The 14,013-nt window shown below is 54.5% G+C and carries 16 protein-coding genes, 1 tRNA gene and 2 pseudogenes; 6 read left to right on the forward strand and 13 right to left on the reverse strand.

The features are described from left to right. Positions 1–144: 144 nt before the first annotated feature. Positions 145–813: a 7-cyano-7-deazaguanine/7-aminomethyl-7-deazaguanine transporter gene (locus HZS52_RS16475; RefSeq protein ID WP_009287831.1), complete on the forward strand. Its 669-nt coding sequence runs from the start codon at positions 145–147 to the stop codon at positions 811–813. A gap of 40 nt (positions 814–853) precedes the next feature. Then, a complete protein-coding gene (locus HZS52_RS16480; protein ID WP_022523356.1) occupies positions 854–1,657 on the forward strand; it encodes an alpha/beta fold hydrolase in 804 nt (267 codons plus the stop codon). A 38-nt stretch (positions 1,658–1,695) separates the two neighbouring features. Here HZS52_RS16480 and HZS52_RS16485 read toward each other — a convergent pair whose 3' ends face one another. Together HZS52_RS16485 and HZS52_RS16490 are read right to left on the reverse strand one after the other, a co-directional pair. Next, positions 1,696–1,995: a hypothetical protein gene (locus HZS52_RS16485; RefSeq protein ID WP_223827941.1), complete on the reverse strand. Its 300-nt coding sequence runs from the start codon at positions 1,993–1,995 to the stop codon at positions 1,696–1,698. Between the two features lie 40 nt (positions 1,996–2,035). Further along, positions 2,036–3,172 (reverse strand): ABC transporter substrate-binding protein, encoded by a 1,137-nt coding sequence (locus HZS52_RS16490; protein WP_190373174.1) that lies wholly within the window; start codon positions 3,170–3,172, stop codon positions 2,036–2,038. Positions 3,173–3,324: 152 nt separating this feature from the next. Between HZS52_RS16490 and HZS52_RS16495 the strand changes: the two genes are divergently transcribed. Beyond that, positions 3,325–5,031 (forward strand): potassium/proton antiporter, encoded by a 1,707-nt coding sequence (locus tag HZS52_RS16495; RefSeq protein WP_190373175.1) that lies wholly within the window; start codon positions 3,325–3,327, stop codon positions 5,029–5,031. Between the two features lie 49 nt (positions 5,032–5,080). Beyond that, positions 5,081–5,171: transfer RNA gene (locus HZS52_RS16500), tRNA-Ser, on the forward strand. Positions 5,172–5,304: 133 nt separating this feature from the next. Here HZS52_RS16500 and HZS52_RS24455 read toward each other — a convergent pair. The 9 genes and pseudogenes from HZS52_RS24455 to HZS52_RS16540 all read right to left on the reverse strand — a co-directional run bounded on the left by HZS52_RS24455 (position 5,305) and on the right by HZS52_RS16540 (position 10,432). Beyond that, a complete protein-coding gene (locus HZS52_RS24455) occupies positions 5,305–5,487 on the reverse strand; it encodes a site-specific integrase (RefSeq protein WP_223827942.1) in 183 nt (60 codons plus the stop codon). Beyond that, positions 5,462–6,316, reverse strand: a complete 855-nt coding sequence (locus HZS52_RS16505) for a tyrosine-type recombinase/integrase (protein WP_223827943.1) — start codon at positions 6,314–6,316, stop codon at positions 5,462–5,464. Before HZS52_RS16505 ends, HZS52_RS24455 begins: the two co-directional genes overlap by 26 nt. Positions 6,317–6,410: 94 nt before the next feature. Further along, a complete protein-coding gene (locus HZS52_RS16510; RefSeq protein ID WP_190373176.1) occupies positions 6,411–6,533 on the reverse strand; it encodes a DUF4224 domain-containing protein in 123 nt (40 codons plus the stop codon). A 650-nt stretch (positions 6,534–7,183) separates the two neighbouring features. Beyond that, the gene (locus HZS52_RS16515; RefSeq protein ID WP_190373177.1) at positions 7,184–7,684 is read right to left on the reverse strand and encodes a hypothetical protein; all 501 of its coding nucleotides are present in this window, start codon (positions 7,682–7,684) and stop codon (positions 7,184–7,186) included. Positions 7,685–7,897: 213 nt separating this feature from the next. Beyond that, positions 7,898–8,395, reverse strand: a complete 498-nt coding sequence (gene ssb, locus HZS52_RS16520) for a single-stranded DNA-binding protein (RefSeq protein WP_190373178.1) — start codon at positions 8,393–8,395, stop codon at positions 7,898–7,900. A gap of 52 nt (positions 8,396–8,447) precedes the next feature. Then, positions 8,448–9,131 (reverse strand): annotated as a pseudogene (locus HZS52_RS16525) (DUF2303 family protein). Between the two features lie 100 nt (positions 9,132–9,231). Further along, a complete protein-coding gene (locus HZS52_RS16530) occupies positions 9,232–9,591 on the reverse strand; it encodes a hypothetical protein (RefSeq protein WP_190373179.1) in 360 nt (119 codons plus the stop codon). Between the two features lie 99 nt (positions 9,592–9,690). Beyond that, on the reverse strand, positions 9,691–10,101 hold the full coding sequence (locus HZS52_RS16535; protein WP_190373180.1) for a DUF3617 domain-containing protein: 411 nt from the start codon (positions 10,099–10,101) through the stop codon (positions 9,691–9,693). Between the two features lie 100 nt (positions 10,102–10,201). Next, positions 10,202–10,432, reverse strand: a complete 231-nt coding sequence (locus tag HZS52_RS16540) for a hypothetical protein (RefSeq protein WP_190374970.1) — start codon at positions 10,430–10,432, stop codon at positions 10,202–10,204. A 30-nt stretch (positions 10,433–10,462) separates the two neighbouring features. On the opposite strand from HZS52_RS16540, the pseudogene HZS52_RS24460 reads away from it, so the two are divergent. Together HZS52_RS24460 and HZS52_RS16545 are read left to right on the forward strand one after the other, a co-directional pair. Next, a pseudogene (locus HZS52_RS24460) lies at positions 10,463–10,653 on the forward strand (IS4 family transposase); the annotation flags it as partial. Between the two features lie 275 nt (positions 10,654–10,928). Further along, positions 10,929–11,939: a LacI family DNA-binding transcriptional regulator gene (locus HZS52_RS16545; protein WP_190373181.1), complete on the forward strand. Its 1,011-nt coding sequence runs from the start codon at positions 10,929–10,931 to the stop codon at positions 11,937–11,939. A 130-nt stretch (positions 11,940–12,069) separates the two neighbouring features. Here HZS52_RS16545 and tal read toward each other — a convergent pair whose 3' ends face one another. Continuing rightward, positions 12,070–13,023 carry a transaldolase gene (tal, locus tag HZS52_RS16550; protein ID WP_190373182.1) on the reverse strand — a complete coding sequence of 318 codons (954 nt, stop codon included), beginning with the start codon at positions 13,021–13,023 and terminating at the stop codon, positions 12,070–12,072. A gap of 203 nt (positions 13,024–13,226) precedes the next feature. Continuing rightward, positions 13,227–13,958, reverse strand: coding sequence for an SDR family oxidoreductase (locus tag HZS52_RS16555; RefSeq protein WP_190373183.1), 732 nt, complete (start codon positions 13,956–13,958; stop codon positions 13,227–13,229). Positions 13,959–14,013: the final 55 nt, after the last annotated feature.

Below are 14,013 nucleotides of genomic sequence, written 5' to 3' on the forward strand. Positions count from 1 at the left end.
ATCCCTTGGCTTTTAATATCATGTATAAGCCGTATAATGCGCTCCCCAGAACAGCGCCAGTTTTATCAACGTTGATTTGGCGATGCGCATACTACCCCGAGGGTTCCCTAACCCCTCTTATCTATTAAAAAAAGGTCTACCCGCATGTTTGCATTGAGTGAGACTCAACACCGCCGTTGCCTAATGGTGATGGTGGCTTTCCATATCGGCATTATTGCCGCCAGTAACTATCTCGTTCAGTTGCCGTTTACGCTGTTTGGCTTTCATACCACCTGGGGCGCGTTTAGCTTCCCGTTTATTTTTCTAGCCACCGACCTAACGGTACGTCTGTTTGGCAAAGGGCCGGCGCGATCGATTATTCTGCGCGTTATGCTTCCCGCACTGCTGGTCTCCTATGTGGTATCCGTGGTATTTCCCCGCGGCAGCTTTGCCGGGATTGAGGCACTTTCGGAGTGGAACCTGTTTGTCGCCCGTATCGCCCTCGCCAGCTTCCTGGCCTATGTGATTGGCCAGTTGCTGGATGTACAAGTGTTTGACCGCTTGCGCCAGTGGGCATGGTGGGTAGCACCCGTTTGCTCAACGGTGTTGGGTAACCTGGCTGACACCTTTGCATTCTTCTCGGCGGCGTTCTATAACAGCCCAGACCCCTTTATGGCCGCCAATTGGATAGAAATCGCCGCCGTTGACTATGCCATTAAGCTCGCTATCAGCCTGCTGTTTTTCCTTCCGCTGTATGGCTTGCTGCTTGCCTGGCTAACGCGCCGCTTGGTGGTTTGGACAGGCCAGGTGGATGCCGAGCCCCGTACGGCGTAATCGCGTAAACACACAGAGTCCGCAAGGCTGAGGAGCTAGCATGACTGACGTTGCCACCGTTGATCTCCACTTTATCGATATGCCCGCCGACGAAGCCGCCGCAGATACACCTCCGCTGGTGGTGATTCATGGTTTGCTGGGGAGTGCCGATAATTGGCGTTCGCACTTAAAAGTGTGGCAGGGCAGCCGCCGGGTGATTGCGCTGGATCTGCGTAACCATGGCCGCTCACCCCATGCAGAGGGAATGCGTTACGCCACCATGGCGGATGACGTGATAGCGCTATTGGACAAGCTCTCGATCGAGCGCGCTCATGTGCTGGGCCACTCCATGGGTGGCAAAGTGGCGATCAGTTTGGCGCGCTTGGCGCCTGAGCGGGTGGCGTCGTTGATTGTGGCGGATATTGCCCCGGTGGCTTATGAGCATGGCCACGATGATGTGTTTGCCGCGCTCGATAATGTGCGGGAAGGTCAACCCAAAAGTCGTCGTGAAGCCGATGATCTGCTGGGCGAGCATGTTGAGTCGCGACCCACACGGCTGTTCTTGGCCACTAATCTGGTGCGCAATGACGATAACGTGATGGCGATACGGGTGGGCTTAGATCAGATCAAGCGCGGTTATAGCGACATTATCGGCGTGCCCGATGGCGAGCAGCCTTTTGAAGGCCCGGCGTTGGTGCTACGCGGCGGCGATTCTCACTATGTGGCTGACGATATGATCCCCGCGCTGCGTGAAGTGTTACCCCGCGCTCGTGTGGTAACGCTCAAAAATGCCGGCCACTGGCTACACGCCGACCAGCCGGAAGCCTTCCAGCAGGCAGTGACGGCGTTTCTAGACGCGCAGTAGATGCGTGTTTAGTAGATAACTTAAGAAGCGCTGTTTTATCACAGTGGTGTGACCGTTAAACCGTGCTGCTCTGGGTAACGCAAGAAGCGGTTCAAAATTCGGTAGCTATCCACATCAACGCTTGCGGGCGCTGCTGTAGCGCCCGCTGACTGCCCCTCAATAGCAATGCTGCCCGGCCACGGCCAAACATTGACCTGAAGCTGGGTGAGCGCTTCCTGCGCCCCCTGGGTATGCGCTGCTATCGACTCCTGACCATTGCACGCGCCACGGCACTTGCCCACCTGATTGGCAAAACAACGCCCCTTACCTTTTGCAAAAATTAAAGCTGTTTCGCTCATGGGCCGCCATGGTAGTGGATGGAGAGCTATTAATACTTGGTTATAAAGTGTGTGGATCTACTGCTAAACGCGATACGGGCAGCGTCTCGTCAGTAAGGCCCATTTTGTGTAGAAAGGTTTCAAAGTCAGCGTAACGGCGGCTATCTAACGCCGCGGGGCTCAGCGCCATGCGGCGCAGGATGTCCTCCCAGGCGTTGGCGTTAATGTCATTATCGAGCACAGGGTGCGCGCTAATCAGCAGTTCCCAGGCGGCGTCAGGGTTGTCGATAATCCAGTGGCTCGCTTGCTCAACGGCAAGCACAAACCGAGACCAGGTATCAGCGCGGCGCGCAAGCGTATCGCTATTGGCCAATACCACCAGGCCGTCATTACGGGGGATATCTAACTCATCGAAGCGAATGACGTGGGTGTTAATGCCTTCAGTCGCCAACTGCTGAGGAAGGTAGTGGTAAAAGCCATCGGCGACCGCGTCAATCTGACCCTCCCGCATTGCTCGAATGGGGGCGAAGTGCAGGTTGATGGGCGGGGTGAAATCATCGGTTTGCTGTACCGAGCGGGGGAGTAAACGCGGGATGCTCAGGTCGCGACCTTCTCCGGTGGTATAACCATAGTGTAACCCTGCCAAGGTATTTTCGGTTTCCGCCTGCTCCTCGCCCGCCACAATGACCGCCGTCAGCGAGGTTTCGATCAGTGTCGCGATGCGGACGATTGGCGCGCCGTTATGAGCCTGCATATGAAGCAGCGGCTGGCGGGTCAGCGCCAAATCGACTTCACCTGCGGTTAGCAGCTTGATAGCGATGGAGGGGTCGGCCGGTGACTGAATCTCCACTTCAAGTCCTTGGGCAGCGTACAGCCCTCGCTCTTTAGCAATCACCAAGGCTGCGTGCTGCGGGCTCAAGTACCAATCCAGCATTAGCGTGATGTGTTTAACCGGCGGTGGTTCGAGCGGCGGTGCCGGGGTTTGCGCCGTGGTGGGCACTTCCTCGACGCTTTCGCTGTCAATGTTTCGCCAAAATGCTTCCGGCACCTCAACATCTGTATCTAGCGTCAGCGGGGCCGTTTCTGAAGGGCTTTCTTCGCGCTCTTCATTTGCGTAAATAACTGAATTAGAAAACAATAAGGTGACGATAAGACTCAACAGGATAGGGTGCCAACAGCGTAAGAGGCAACGCAACATAGTCAGTAACTCCAGGGGTTGTAACGGCGAAGTGTAGCCGCCTGGGAAAGCTTCTGACCAGCCCCTTGAGCATAAGGGGGCGCTGAGAAGAGACAGTAAATTCAACGGTTACATGCAATAATAGCGCTGTATTGATGTAGAGACGGAGAGTCATGGACACAATTTATACGTTCTTTTTGGTAGGCGGTTCTCTTATGGCCCTCAGCATTTTGGCCAGCCGCTTATCGTCGATGATGGGTGTGCCGCTGCTGCTGATCTTCCTTGGGCTAGGCATGCTAGCAGGTGAAGAGGGCGTACTGGGCGTAGTGTTTGACGATTACTCCATGGCCTTTGCCATCGGCCACCTCGCGCTGGCCATGATTTTGTTAGACGGTGGCTTACGTACTCGCCTCAAAACCTTCCGAGTGGGTTTTAAACCCGCGCTTTCCCTCGCGACCTTTGGCGTCTTTATCACCAGCGCCATTGTTGGCGTTATCGCGATGTGGATTTTTGACCTAACGATAGTACAGGGCCTGCTGGTTGGCGCCATCGTAGGTTCAACCGATGCCGCTGCGGTTTTCTCCATGCTTAGCGGTCGCGGCGTTAATCTCAACGAACGGGTAGGGGCGACGCTGGAGATCGAGTCGGGTACCAACGACCCGATGGCAATTTTCCTGACCCTGATGCTGGTTGAGCTGCTTGTTGGTGATATTGGCGGCCCCGTTGAAACCCTGCTGTTTTTCCTTTCCCAGTTTGGTATTGGTTTGGTTGTCGGCCTAGGGGGCGGTTGGCTGAGTGCCAAGCTGCTGCGCTGGCTCGATTTAGCACCGGGTCTTTACGCCATGCTGGCGCTGGCGCTGGGGTTCAGCGTATTCGGTTTAACCAGCGTGCTGGGCGGTAGCGGATTTTTGGCGATCTACCTTGCTGGTTTGATGATTGGTAATCAGCCTGGGCGCCACCTTAACTTTATTCTGCCGGTGCACGACGGCTTGGCGTGGTTAAGTCAAATCGGCCTGTTCCTGGTGCTTGGCCTGCTGGTGACGCCCAGTGAACTATGGGACGTCGCGCTCCCCGCGGGTTTGGTGGCACTGGCGCTTATCTTTATTGCCCGCCCGCTGGCGGTGCTGATCACCATCAAACCGTTCTTCAAATTCCGTTGGCGGGAAACCTTCTTCATTGCCTGGGTGGGCTTGAGAGGGGCGGTGCCTATCGTGCTGGCTATTTTCCCGGTTATCGGTGGGGTAGAAAACGCCTCGCTCTACTTTAATGTGGCCTTCGCCGTGGTATTGATGTCGCTACTGATTCAGGGCGGCTCACTGACGCTGATGGCCAAGTGGTTGAAGGTGGAAGTGCCGGTAGGCACCGTGCCTAACCGGCGCGGCCCGCTGGGCATCCTGCCGGAAAACGACTTTGAGCTGTTTGTGTACGGGGTCGAGAACCAGGATTTAGAGGACGTGCCCATTCGGCTGCTGCGTTTTCCATCAGGTGCTTTGATTTCGGCGCTGTTCCGCGACCACGCCATGTTGCACCCCAAGGGCAGCACACGCTTGAAGCTGGGTGATGTGATTTGTGTGATCGGTCGCTCAGAGGACTTGTACGCGCTTAACCGACTATTCAATGGCGATGCCAAGCTCAAGCAGGAGCGTGCCTTCTTCGGTACCTTTACTCTGGATGGCAGCGCGCAAATGCAGGATATCGCCCAAGCCTATGGCCTAACGCTCAGCCCCGGTGAACAGGACATGACACTGGCGGAATTTATCGCCCTGCGCGTGGGTGGCCACCCGGTTATCGGGGACGACGTAGATTGGCACGGCATTCATTGGGTGGTCAGCGATATAGAAGGTGGAAAGATTACCCGCGTCGGGTTACGTTTGTACTAAAAGGCGTTGACTTCCAAGGAAAAGCTGTTAGTATACGCACCCATAAGCCGGAGGGATGGCAGAGCGGTTGAATGCACCGGTCTTGAAAACCGGCATAGGTTAATAGCCTATCCAGGGTTCGAATCCCTGTCCCTCCGCCACTTATTCAAGGGAATCAGCTACTTAGCTGGTTCCTTTTTTTATGTCTGGGCATCGGAAAAGGGCGAAAATATAACGAGGGGAACACCTACCGTTATACTGCTCCAGCCAGACTAGTGCATAATAGACTAATGTCTAATCTTCTAAGAACTCTCCCGCCCCCAGCGTGCTTACCGTCAGCACTCGCTTAGCGCGTAGATAGACCTCAGTCGTTCGCCGGTCGCTGTGCTGCAAATTGGTCATGGCGTCATAGCCTTGGTCATCTGCATCGGTTGCGTGCTTGGCGCGTATATCATGTTCGGTAAACCTGGCCCTCATGCATCGCCTTACGCATCCCGTACTGCCAACGGCTGTGAAACTTATCCTTGTTGTAAGGCATGCCGTCCCGCTTACAGAACAGCGTAGGGCCTTGCTTACCCCGGCCGAGATTGTCGGCCTTTATTTCCTGCACTAAACGCCTCAGCTCATCATCCCAGGGGATCACAGCTTGTTTGCCTGCTTTGCTGCTGCGTAAAACGATGCCGTCTGGAGTAAGTTGGTCTAGGCGCAGGGTGAGAAGATCGCGTTGGCGTAGGCCGGTTTTATACTTCAGCAGGGCATAGCGGCGCACCCAGGGGGAAGTAAATTTCAGGAAGCGGCTAAACTCAGCGTGAGTGATATAGCGATCACGTGGCTTAAGTTTGAACTTGGTCACCGGATCGGCGGGGTTGTGCTCGACAATTCCCCAGCGCTGGGCATACCGGAAGATGTGCTTGAGCAAAGCCAACTCATGGTTGGCCTGAGTTTTGGACTGGACGCCGCGGGCGTCCATATAACGATAAATGTCGTGAACCGTTATATCGCTTGGCTCACACTCGGCAAACACAGAACGCAGCTTTTTAAGCTCCTGCAGGTTGGATCGTCGTGTCGCTTCAGCAGGTTTGGCGGGGATGATCTCAGCTTCATAGCGGTCGAATATGCAGCCCATGCCCGCTTTGGGGAAAAGCCGCTCCTGCCACTGTTCATAGGCGACTTGGGCTTCTTTGGCTGTTTCTCCCAAGCGTATCCAGCTTTTGCCCACCAGCGCCTTCTGGCGGGCATTGCATTTATAGCGCCATGCGCCACTTTTCCAATACACCCGGGGTATGCCTGGGTTTTCTAGCGTCATGCGTGTAAGGCCTCGAAATTAGGTCGCTTGGTTTCTGGTGTTTGGCTGACATTCTCGCCGCACAGCACTTGCTCAACGTGCCGGCGACCCACGATCAGCGCGCCGCTAGCGTTGACCTTCCAGCGCACCCCATGGCATCAAGCGCGGCGCATTGCTCCTTGGTTCGCTTGCGGCCAGTCAGGGTTTCTATCTCACCTAGCGTTAATAACAGGTCCATGATGGCGTCTCCCTTGGTGGACAGCGAGGCCCAGGTAGGGCCTGTGGGCACAAAAAAACCGCCATTTGGCGGTCTACTTATCGGTGGATCGGTGGGAAAAATTAACACTGCGTTTCTGGCAGGGGCCAATAGCAGGCGCATATTCTCTTCTCTGGTTCGTTATTCAAATCAGCGATTCAATTCACTAGCCTTTCATCGTAATCGTTCAGACGCTCCAGCTTTTCTTTTTCAAGCTCTTCGTTTCGGTCAGCAAGCTTGTCGATAATCTGCTCCAAGCATTCAGCATTTCGTTCCATGTGACTCTCCAGTAATTATGTATCTGTCTGCGCTCGGGCCCACGATAGACGAGCCGGTTTTATCAGCCTGCAAATGAACTCAAATCCACGCAAACTCCTCGGAGAGACTGACGTCATGCAGAACAACCTCTCCCGCCGGGTGGCGTATCGTGCGTATTGTTGACCTACCCAAGAGGCGAGGCTGCCGCTCTACCGTGTAGCCATGCTTGGCCCAAAGAGCGTTGGGGCTGCCTGGGCGGGGCAGTGAATCTTTATAGCTCTGTATCATTCTCTCCCAATAAAAAAACATCGCTGGGGCGTCAGATATGAAAAAGGCCACCGCTTGGGTGGCCTCCTCCTGTTTAATTTGTGTCTCTAAGCTCTAACGCTAACGGAGCCGTTGAGATTGACTATGATAGATCCGCTAGACCCCGGCTTTTTCAACGGATTGAGGTCGAAGTGGATGGTGCCATTGCTTGTATAAGTCCCTGATCCACCATTGGAAACAGATTGGCCGTTTACTTGGGTGAACTTATTGAGGTTATTGAGCGCTGTCGAAAGGTTAGAGCGTGCTGTTATTCTTAATTTTCCGTTCTTTGCCTCTTCTAGGGCCTTCAGCCACGCATCATCTTTCTCTAATGCCTCCTGCAGCGCTGGATTGTCATTAATGTACGCTGAGATCTCCTTGTCGTTTATCCATCCTGTGTACAGCTTCTGACGGTCAGCGACGCTCATTGTCCGTTGTGAATTAGCGATTTGATTAAGCAGCTTGCTAACAGTTGGCTCGCTCCCTTTAGCTTTTTCGTTATTAACGGGAGTAAACGTCATCGGCTTGGACATCATTGCGTGAACGTTTTGGTTTCTTAGTACTGGCATATATCGCCTCATAAGTTGATGAGACGCATAGTCCAGCGAACAGCACGCTGCATGTCGCGCTTCTACGCGCATCCAGTTGATGCGCCTGCCAATTATCTCTAGTGCAAACATTAACACTAGCTAATGTCTGTAAATTTTAATGGACATTTGGTGGATATTTTTGGACTTTTTGTGAGAAATATTTCAGATTTGAAATATACCGACCGGTCGGCTTCAGAACGGTATCTCGTCGTCAAAGTCGTTGAAGTTGCCTGGATCAGGAGCGCCGTAGTTATTTTGCGGGGCGTTCTGCTGGGTTTGGGGTGGGCGATTCTGCTGTGAATTCTGGTTTTGCTGGGGGTAGCCGCCTTGCTGGCCGCCTTGATAATCACCGGTGCAGCCATCCAGCATTTGCATGTCGTTAGCGACAATCTCGGTGCTATAGCGATCCTGACCGTTCTGATCTTGCCATTTACGGGTTTGCAGTCGACCTTCGATATAGACCTTTGAGCCTTTGCGTAGGTACTGCTGGGCAATTTCTGCTGTTTTTTTGAATAAGATGACGCGATGCCACTCAGTGCGCTCTTGTCGCTGGCCGCTATTGCGGTCTAGCCAGCTGTCACTGGTAGCAATGTTGAGATTGGCGACAGCGGTACCGCCCTGGGTGAAGAGTACTTCTGGGTCTTGGCCCAGGTTGCCAATCAAAATGACTTTGTTAATTCCTCGGGCCATGTGACCTCCAAATGAAAAGGGCCCGAAGGTCCTCTATGGTTGGGTACTGCTGTTAGGGCTGGAAGGTGCCAAGCAAGCATTCGCTCTCAGGTAAGCCGTCTGTCACCAGCTTGGCGAACTCGGCGGCGACCTCTTCTTTGGCTGCGTCCAACGCGATAGCGCGTAATCCAAACGATGGCCCGCCTTTGGTCTTGCTGGATACGCGCATTGCCAGCGTGCGCTCTGTTAAGCCCTCGTAGGGAGTTAGCTTCCAGTAGATAATGGCAGGCAAGCGTTCGGCGTTCTTTACGGTGACGCTGTTCATGACGCCAACACGGCTGGAATGCTCCTGCTATTCGCTCTCAATGTTGGTGAGATCTTCTAGGCTGACTTTGCGGAAGGCATGAATCACCTTGCTACGCTCCAGCGCTTCGCCTTTGCTGTTTTCAAACGCCAGCAGGTGGCCCCAATCTTCTACCAGCTCGACCATTTCCTCCTGGTCGAAGGTGCTGCCTTCGGCATTTAGGTAGGCAGTGAACTCTGGTGTTTTGGGCAGGTTCAAAATAGCGGAATGATCGCAGTGGCCAGGGCGCTCAGTAATGCCGATATCCATATAAGAGCATGCCGCCATGGCGTCGCGGTCGATGAATACAGGGGCTTCACTCTGGCGACCCGCCACATAGGCAATAAAGTCTTTCAGCCCCTTTGTTTTGAATTGCCCGCGAAAGCGGCGGCGCTGGTCTTGGTACTTCTCCATATCCACCACGCCGACGATCAGCGCGTGACCTTCGGCGGCTTCGGTACCGGTTTTATGGCTAGCTTCAATGTGTGCTGCAGGGCTTCTTTGGTCAAAAACATTAGTGTTTCTCCTGGTACGGGTCTTTATCGCGGTGTGGGTGGCCGATCATGTCGAGCTGGTTTTTGGGTTCCAGCGTCATTTCTCCACCGGTGTTCACGCACATGACCGTTTCGGTGGTGTGTTCTTCCGACTGTGTGCCGTGTTCGGTCGGAATCTTGAAGGCAAGCTTATGAGTAACGCCGACCCGGGCACCTGAGCCAATGTTCTCGACTGTCAGGCCAATCGACACTTTGGCTTTCTTTTTCGGGTTGTCCGTTGCCGACGCTGCTGCATGGCTAAGGACTTTACCCAGGCGTTCAGCCAATACGCCGCCGTCCAAGTCCTCTAGGAACTTGATCACATCGGTTGGGTGTGACATGGGAGTACTCTTAGAGTGGATGGGTGTGAATTGCAGGCATTAAAAAGGCCACCTCAATGGATGGCCTTTCTTCAGCGCGAATTAAACGATAATGCTGCGTTAGCAGTCTTCTGAAATCCAATGGTTTTCTTGGGTCGTTGTAATTGTTTCGCTACTAATCAGCTCGGTCTTGGAGGTAGTGTGCTCTTCGCTATGCTGCGTAATGGTGATATTAATCTCAACATCTTGATCACCGTATGAGTTAGACGCAGAAGCATGAACTGTGTTGCCGCTCTGCGTGAACTCAATATCAGTAAATCCAGCCTCACTGAAGTCATTGCGAAATGCCGCTTCAGGGTTTTTAGCTTCCTCTTCTGTAATACATTGCTGATCGGTCATTTCCTGCGGCGTCTCACCACCAAGAGCATTGCTTTCAATGGTCTGTTCCCATAGACCTGGCTTCAATTCAAAAGCCCAAGCAGGCAGCGAAGCTGTTACCAGCAGTGTGGCAATTAGGCTCTTCCGTAGCATATTTCTCTCCAGTTATGTAAAAGGGGGAGGGCTAAGAATAGCTTAATTTACTGCTTGCATGCGAATTGCCTCAATAAAACAGTATTAAACAAGGAAACACTTAAGCGGCCAATTGCTCCATGGCATCGCTATAGCCAGACCAGTTATCGACGCCCATGGCTTCCAGGGCGCGCAGCTTGGCTTGATCGGCTAGCAGCTGGTCGTATTCAGCGCGGCTTATGGTGACCGTTTCCGGCTCTTGAGCTCGATCCGCGCCTATCCACTCGGGCTCATTTAGCTCGGCAGCGGCTGCTAGGCGTTCTTTTGTTTGGCCGTGCGGATGGTGTGTCAAATGGAGTTGACGACAGACCTGATGGCCAGTGCGCCTGACTATTCTCTAACGTTATTTGATCGTGGGGTTTATTCGCTGGGCCTGCTGCATGCGTGGCAGCAAGCGAGCAGCACCACTGGCTGATCCCATTACGGAAGGGAGCATAGGATGAATAAATCTACGCGTTGGGTCGTCAAGGTCGATTTGTTCGCCTGACGACATCGCCACAAGCGCGAGCGAAATGTGCCTTTTATGCCATTGAGTCACGTTGCACCAAACGGATAAACATTAAATTATCAGTTGGTTAGATTAAGTGGCAGCATAGCCTCGGTGTGTTGAAAACCGGCATAGGTTAATAGCCTATCCAGGGTTCGGATCCCTGTCGGTAGGTTATATCCATAAATCATCTCCATTTTCGTGAGCAGACCTTGCGTAGTATCCTTACGACGCTGGTGCTACTTCGTTGGGTACAGCGAGAGGGCATATCAAAACGACAAAATTCACAACAGAGTAAAGTATGGTAAGTCGCCACAAGGTTACTATCACCGACATCGCCGAACATGTGGGCATGACCAATATGACGGTGTCGCGTGCCTTGAATAATCCTGACAAGGTGAAAGTAGCGACTCGGGAGAAGATCCTCGCCGCTGCGAAGGAACTGGGGTATGTCCCTAATGCTTTTGCGAGCCATCTTCGGAGTCGTAAGAACCGACTGATTGGCTTGGTCACGGCAAGCGTGGATAATCCCTTTTATAGCGAGGTGATCAAGGCAGTTTCTCGTGCGGCTGAGGAGCGTGACTACACCATCATTCTGATTGATACAGATGGCTCGCCGCAGCGCGAGGAAGTGGCGATCGAAACCCTGCTCAGCTATCAGGTAGCCGGCATCATCCTTTCGCCCGTCTCCGACGCTGCCGCCTATCGCCCCGCTTACCTTGATCGCTTGCGTGCTACCCGCTTACCAGTGGTTATGCTAGATCGTACCTTGAATGTATCCGACTTCAGCCGTGTGGTACTGGACAACCATCTTGCCGGAAGTCTGCTTGGTGAACTGCTTGTGAAGAAGGACATCCGCCGGGTGCTTGCGTTGACGGGGCCGCGTGACTCGCGGATCACCCAAGACCGGCTGATCGGCCTGAAGACAGCCTTTGACGTGGCGGGCGTCTCCTTAGTGGTGGAGCAGCGCCCCGGAGACTACACCTTGCAACCGGCCTATCGCGATATGGCCGATTACCTACGTCAGGGAAAACTCCCCGAAGCCGTGTTTGGGTTCAATCAGCTGATTACTTTGGGCGCCATGCGTGCCCTGCATGATGCACGTGTGTCTCGGGACGATGTGATGGTATTGGGTGTTGACCGTTTGCCTTATGCTGATATCTTCGAGGTGTCAGTGCCTTGTGCTGCGCATGACACCTACCGATTAGGGCACGAGGCATTTCGCATACTCTTTGAACAGATTGAGGATCCCATGGCCGCCAGTCGTGAGGTCGTGATCTCCGCCACACTTATATCCTCCGGCGGTAACTGATAGTCATCAGCTTTCGTCTTGCATCATACCCTCGGAGAGCACGAAGCGGTCGCGGTTGGCCCATAGCGGGTTGGCCGGACTTGGCGTAAGGATTCCCAATCGGCGGCTAGTTGCAGTTCAGGTTACGAGCTTAGAGAGTCGCCAAACGGTCGGCGATCAGTTCCTCCAGGCGTTCCTGATCATCGGCGAAGCGCCGTATCCCCTCGGCCAGTTTGTCATTGGCCATGGCATCCTTGTTGTGATCCCAACGGAAGGCGGACTCTGAGAGTGGGGTAGGACGGGGGCCACCGTTGCGTGTCATTAACACCTTGGGTTCCACCGCGCCCGTTGCGGTAGCGAGTTCCTCAAGCAGCGTAGGTGAGATGGTTAGTCGGGGACAGCCGGCGAGTGCCAGCACCTGGTCGACAGTGCGAAAGCTCGCGCCCATCACCACGGTGTCGAAGCCGCCCTGGCTGACCCGTTCGCAGACGCCGCGTACGAATTGCACTCCAGGGTCGTTCTCGGGGGGAAAATCCTGGCCAGTCTCCTTTTTGTACCAGTCAGTGACACGGCCGACGAACGGTGAGACGAGGAAAACACCAGCATCGAAACAAGCTTTGGCCTGGGCGTCGCTGAACAGCAGCGTCAGGTTGCAGTTGATGCCCTCTTTCTCCAGCACCTCGGCGGCGCAGATGCCTTCCCAGGTTGATGCCAGCTTGATCAGCACTCGATCCTTGGACACGCCGCGTTGCTCGTAGAGCTCGATCAGCTCATGGGCCTTGCGTATGCTGGCCTGGGTGTCGAAGGACAGCTTGGCGGCTACCTCGGTGGAAACACGGCCGGGCACCAGCTTGGCGATCTCGCTACCCATGGCCACGGCAAGGCGATCTACGGCATGCGCTTCTCGCCGGCCGTTATCCTCGGACTTGACCGCCGCGAGTTCCTGATCGATCAGTGCTTGGTAGGCCGGCAGATCGAAAGCCTTGAGGATTAGCGAGGGATTGGTGGTGGCATCATGGGGTTGATAGCGTTTGATGGCGTCAAGGTCGCCGGTGTCTGCGACCACCATGGAGTGCTGACGAAGGGCGTCGAGTCGTTGGGTCATGAAGTATCTTCCTAGAATAAGTGGTCGGTTATGTAAGGCATAGGGATGGGTGTTCAGCCGTAATGATTGGCCAAGGCCTGACAGTAATGGGCATAAGCCTGGTCATAGGCAGCGATGCGGTCGGGTTTGGAGTTCTCGTCAATAGGCTCTGAGCACCACAGTCCACACCGATATGCATGTCAGGTTCCTTTTAACACAAGGGGCTAGTGAGACGTGAAGCCACCATCGACCGGCAGGCAGGCTCCGCTGATCATCGACGCGGCCGGGCTGAGAAGGAAGGCAACCGGAAGGGCGACTTCCCTGGGAGTGGCAAAGCGCCCTAGGGGAATGGCGGCCAGCATCGGGTTGCGCTTGGCGGGATCGGCCCAGGCACGTTCGGCCATGGGGGTCAGGGTCACCGTCGGGTTGACACTGTTGACGCGGATGCCTTTGGAACCCAGCTCGAGGCACAGCACACGAGTCATGGCATCCATGGCTGCTTTAGACGCGCAATAGCCTAGGTGGCCGGGCAGAGCGGCCATGGATGCTTGGCTTGAGACGTTGACAATGCTGCCCTGACGGCCGTGCGCGATCATGTGGCGAGCCGCTTCCCGTGTCACCACGGCACTGGCAGTGACGTTCGTGTTCATAATGTTCTCGATATCCTTCGCCTTGAAATCCAAGACATCGTCGAGGATCGAGATACCGGCACAATTGACCAGGCCATCGAGGACGGGCATCTCGGCGAAGGCCGCGACAACTGCGGCTTCATCGGTGATGTCGACGGCCAGGGTGCGTGCCCCCAACTCTTTCTCGAGTGTGGCTAGCTGATCCCGGTTGCGACCAAACAGCACCAGTTCGGCACCGAGTTCAGCCAGAGACCGCGCGATATCGAGGCCGATGCCGCTGGTCGCTCCCGTAACGAGGATACGTTGGTTGTGGAGTTCGAAGTTCATGATGTGGCGTCACTCGCTCGATTTGTGATTGGCATTTAGCCGATGCATGATCGGC

The sequence above is a fragment of the Vreelandella titanicae genome (genome assembly GCF_014697095.1).
Taxonomy (GTDB): Bacteria; Pseudomonadota; Gammaproteobacteria; order Pseudomonadales; family Halomonadaceae; genus Vreelandella; species Vreelandella titanicae.

Bases quoted from the DNA above. Each gene is read 5' to 3' on its own strand.
- HZS52_RS16480 (WP_022523356.1), top strand. From the start codon at position 854: ATGACTGACGTTGCCACCGTTGATCTCCACTTTATCGATATGCCCGCC.
- HZS52_RS16505 (WP_223827943.1), bottom strand. From the start codon at position 6,316: ATGACGCTAGAAAACCCAGGCATACCCCGGGTGTATTGGAAAAGTGGC.
- HZS52_RS16475 (WP_009287831.1), top strand. From the start codon at position 145: ATGTTTGCATTGAGTGAGACTCAACACCGCCGTTGCCTAATGGTGATG.
- HZS52_RS16545 (WP_190373181.1), top strand. From the start codon at position 10,929: ATGGTAAGTCGCCACAAGGTTACTATCACCGACATCGCCGAACATGTG.
- HZS52_RS16485 (WP_223827941.1), bottom strand. From the start codon at position 1,995: ATGAGCGAAACAGCTTTAATTTTTGCAAAAGGTAAGGGGCGTTGTTTT.
- HZS52_RS16490 (WP_190373174.1), bottom strand. From the start codon at position 3,172: ATGTTGCGTTGCCTCTTACGCTGTTGGCACCCTATCCTGTTGAGTCTT.
- HZS52_RS24455 (WP_223827942.1), bottom strand. From the start codon at position 5,487: ATGAGGGCCAGGTTTACCGAACATGATATACGCGCCAAGCACGCAACC.
- HZS52_RS16515 (WP_190373177.1), bottom strand. From the start codon at position 7,684: ATGCCAGTACTAAGAAACCAAAACGTTCACGCAATGATGTCCAAGCCG.
- HZS52_RS16555 (WP_190373183.1), bottom strand. From the start codon at position 13,958: ATGAACTTCGAACTCCACAACCAACGTATCCTCGTTACGGGAGCGACC.
- HZS52_RS16495 (WP_190373175.1), top strand. From the start codon at position 3,325: ATGGACACAATTTATACGTTCTTTTTGGTAGGCGGTTCTCTTATGGCC.
- HZS52_RS16510 (WP_190373176.1), bottom strand. From the start codon at position 6,533: ATGGACCTGTTATTAACGCTAGGTGAGATAGAAACCCTGACTGGCCGC.
- HZS52_RS16530 (WP_190373179.1), bottom strand. From the start codon at position 9,591: ATGTCACACCCAACCGATGTGATCAAGTTCCTAGAGGACTTGGACGGC.
- tal (WP_190373182.1), bottom strand. From the start codon at position 13,023: ATGACCCAACGACTCGACGCCCTTCGTCAGCACTCCATGGTGGTCGCA.
- HZS52_RS16535 (WP_190373180.1), bottom strand. From the start codon at position 10,101: ATGCTACGGAAGAGCCTAATTGCCACACTGCTGGTAACAGCTTCGCTG.
- ssb (WP_190373178.1), bottom strand. From the start codon at position 8,395: ATGGCCCGAGGAATTAACAAAGTCATTTTGATTGGCAACCTGGGCCAA.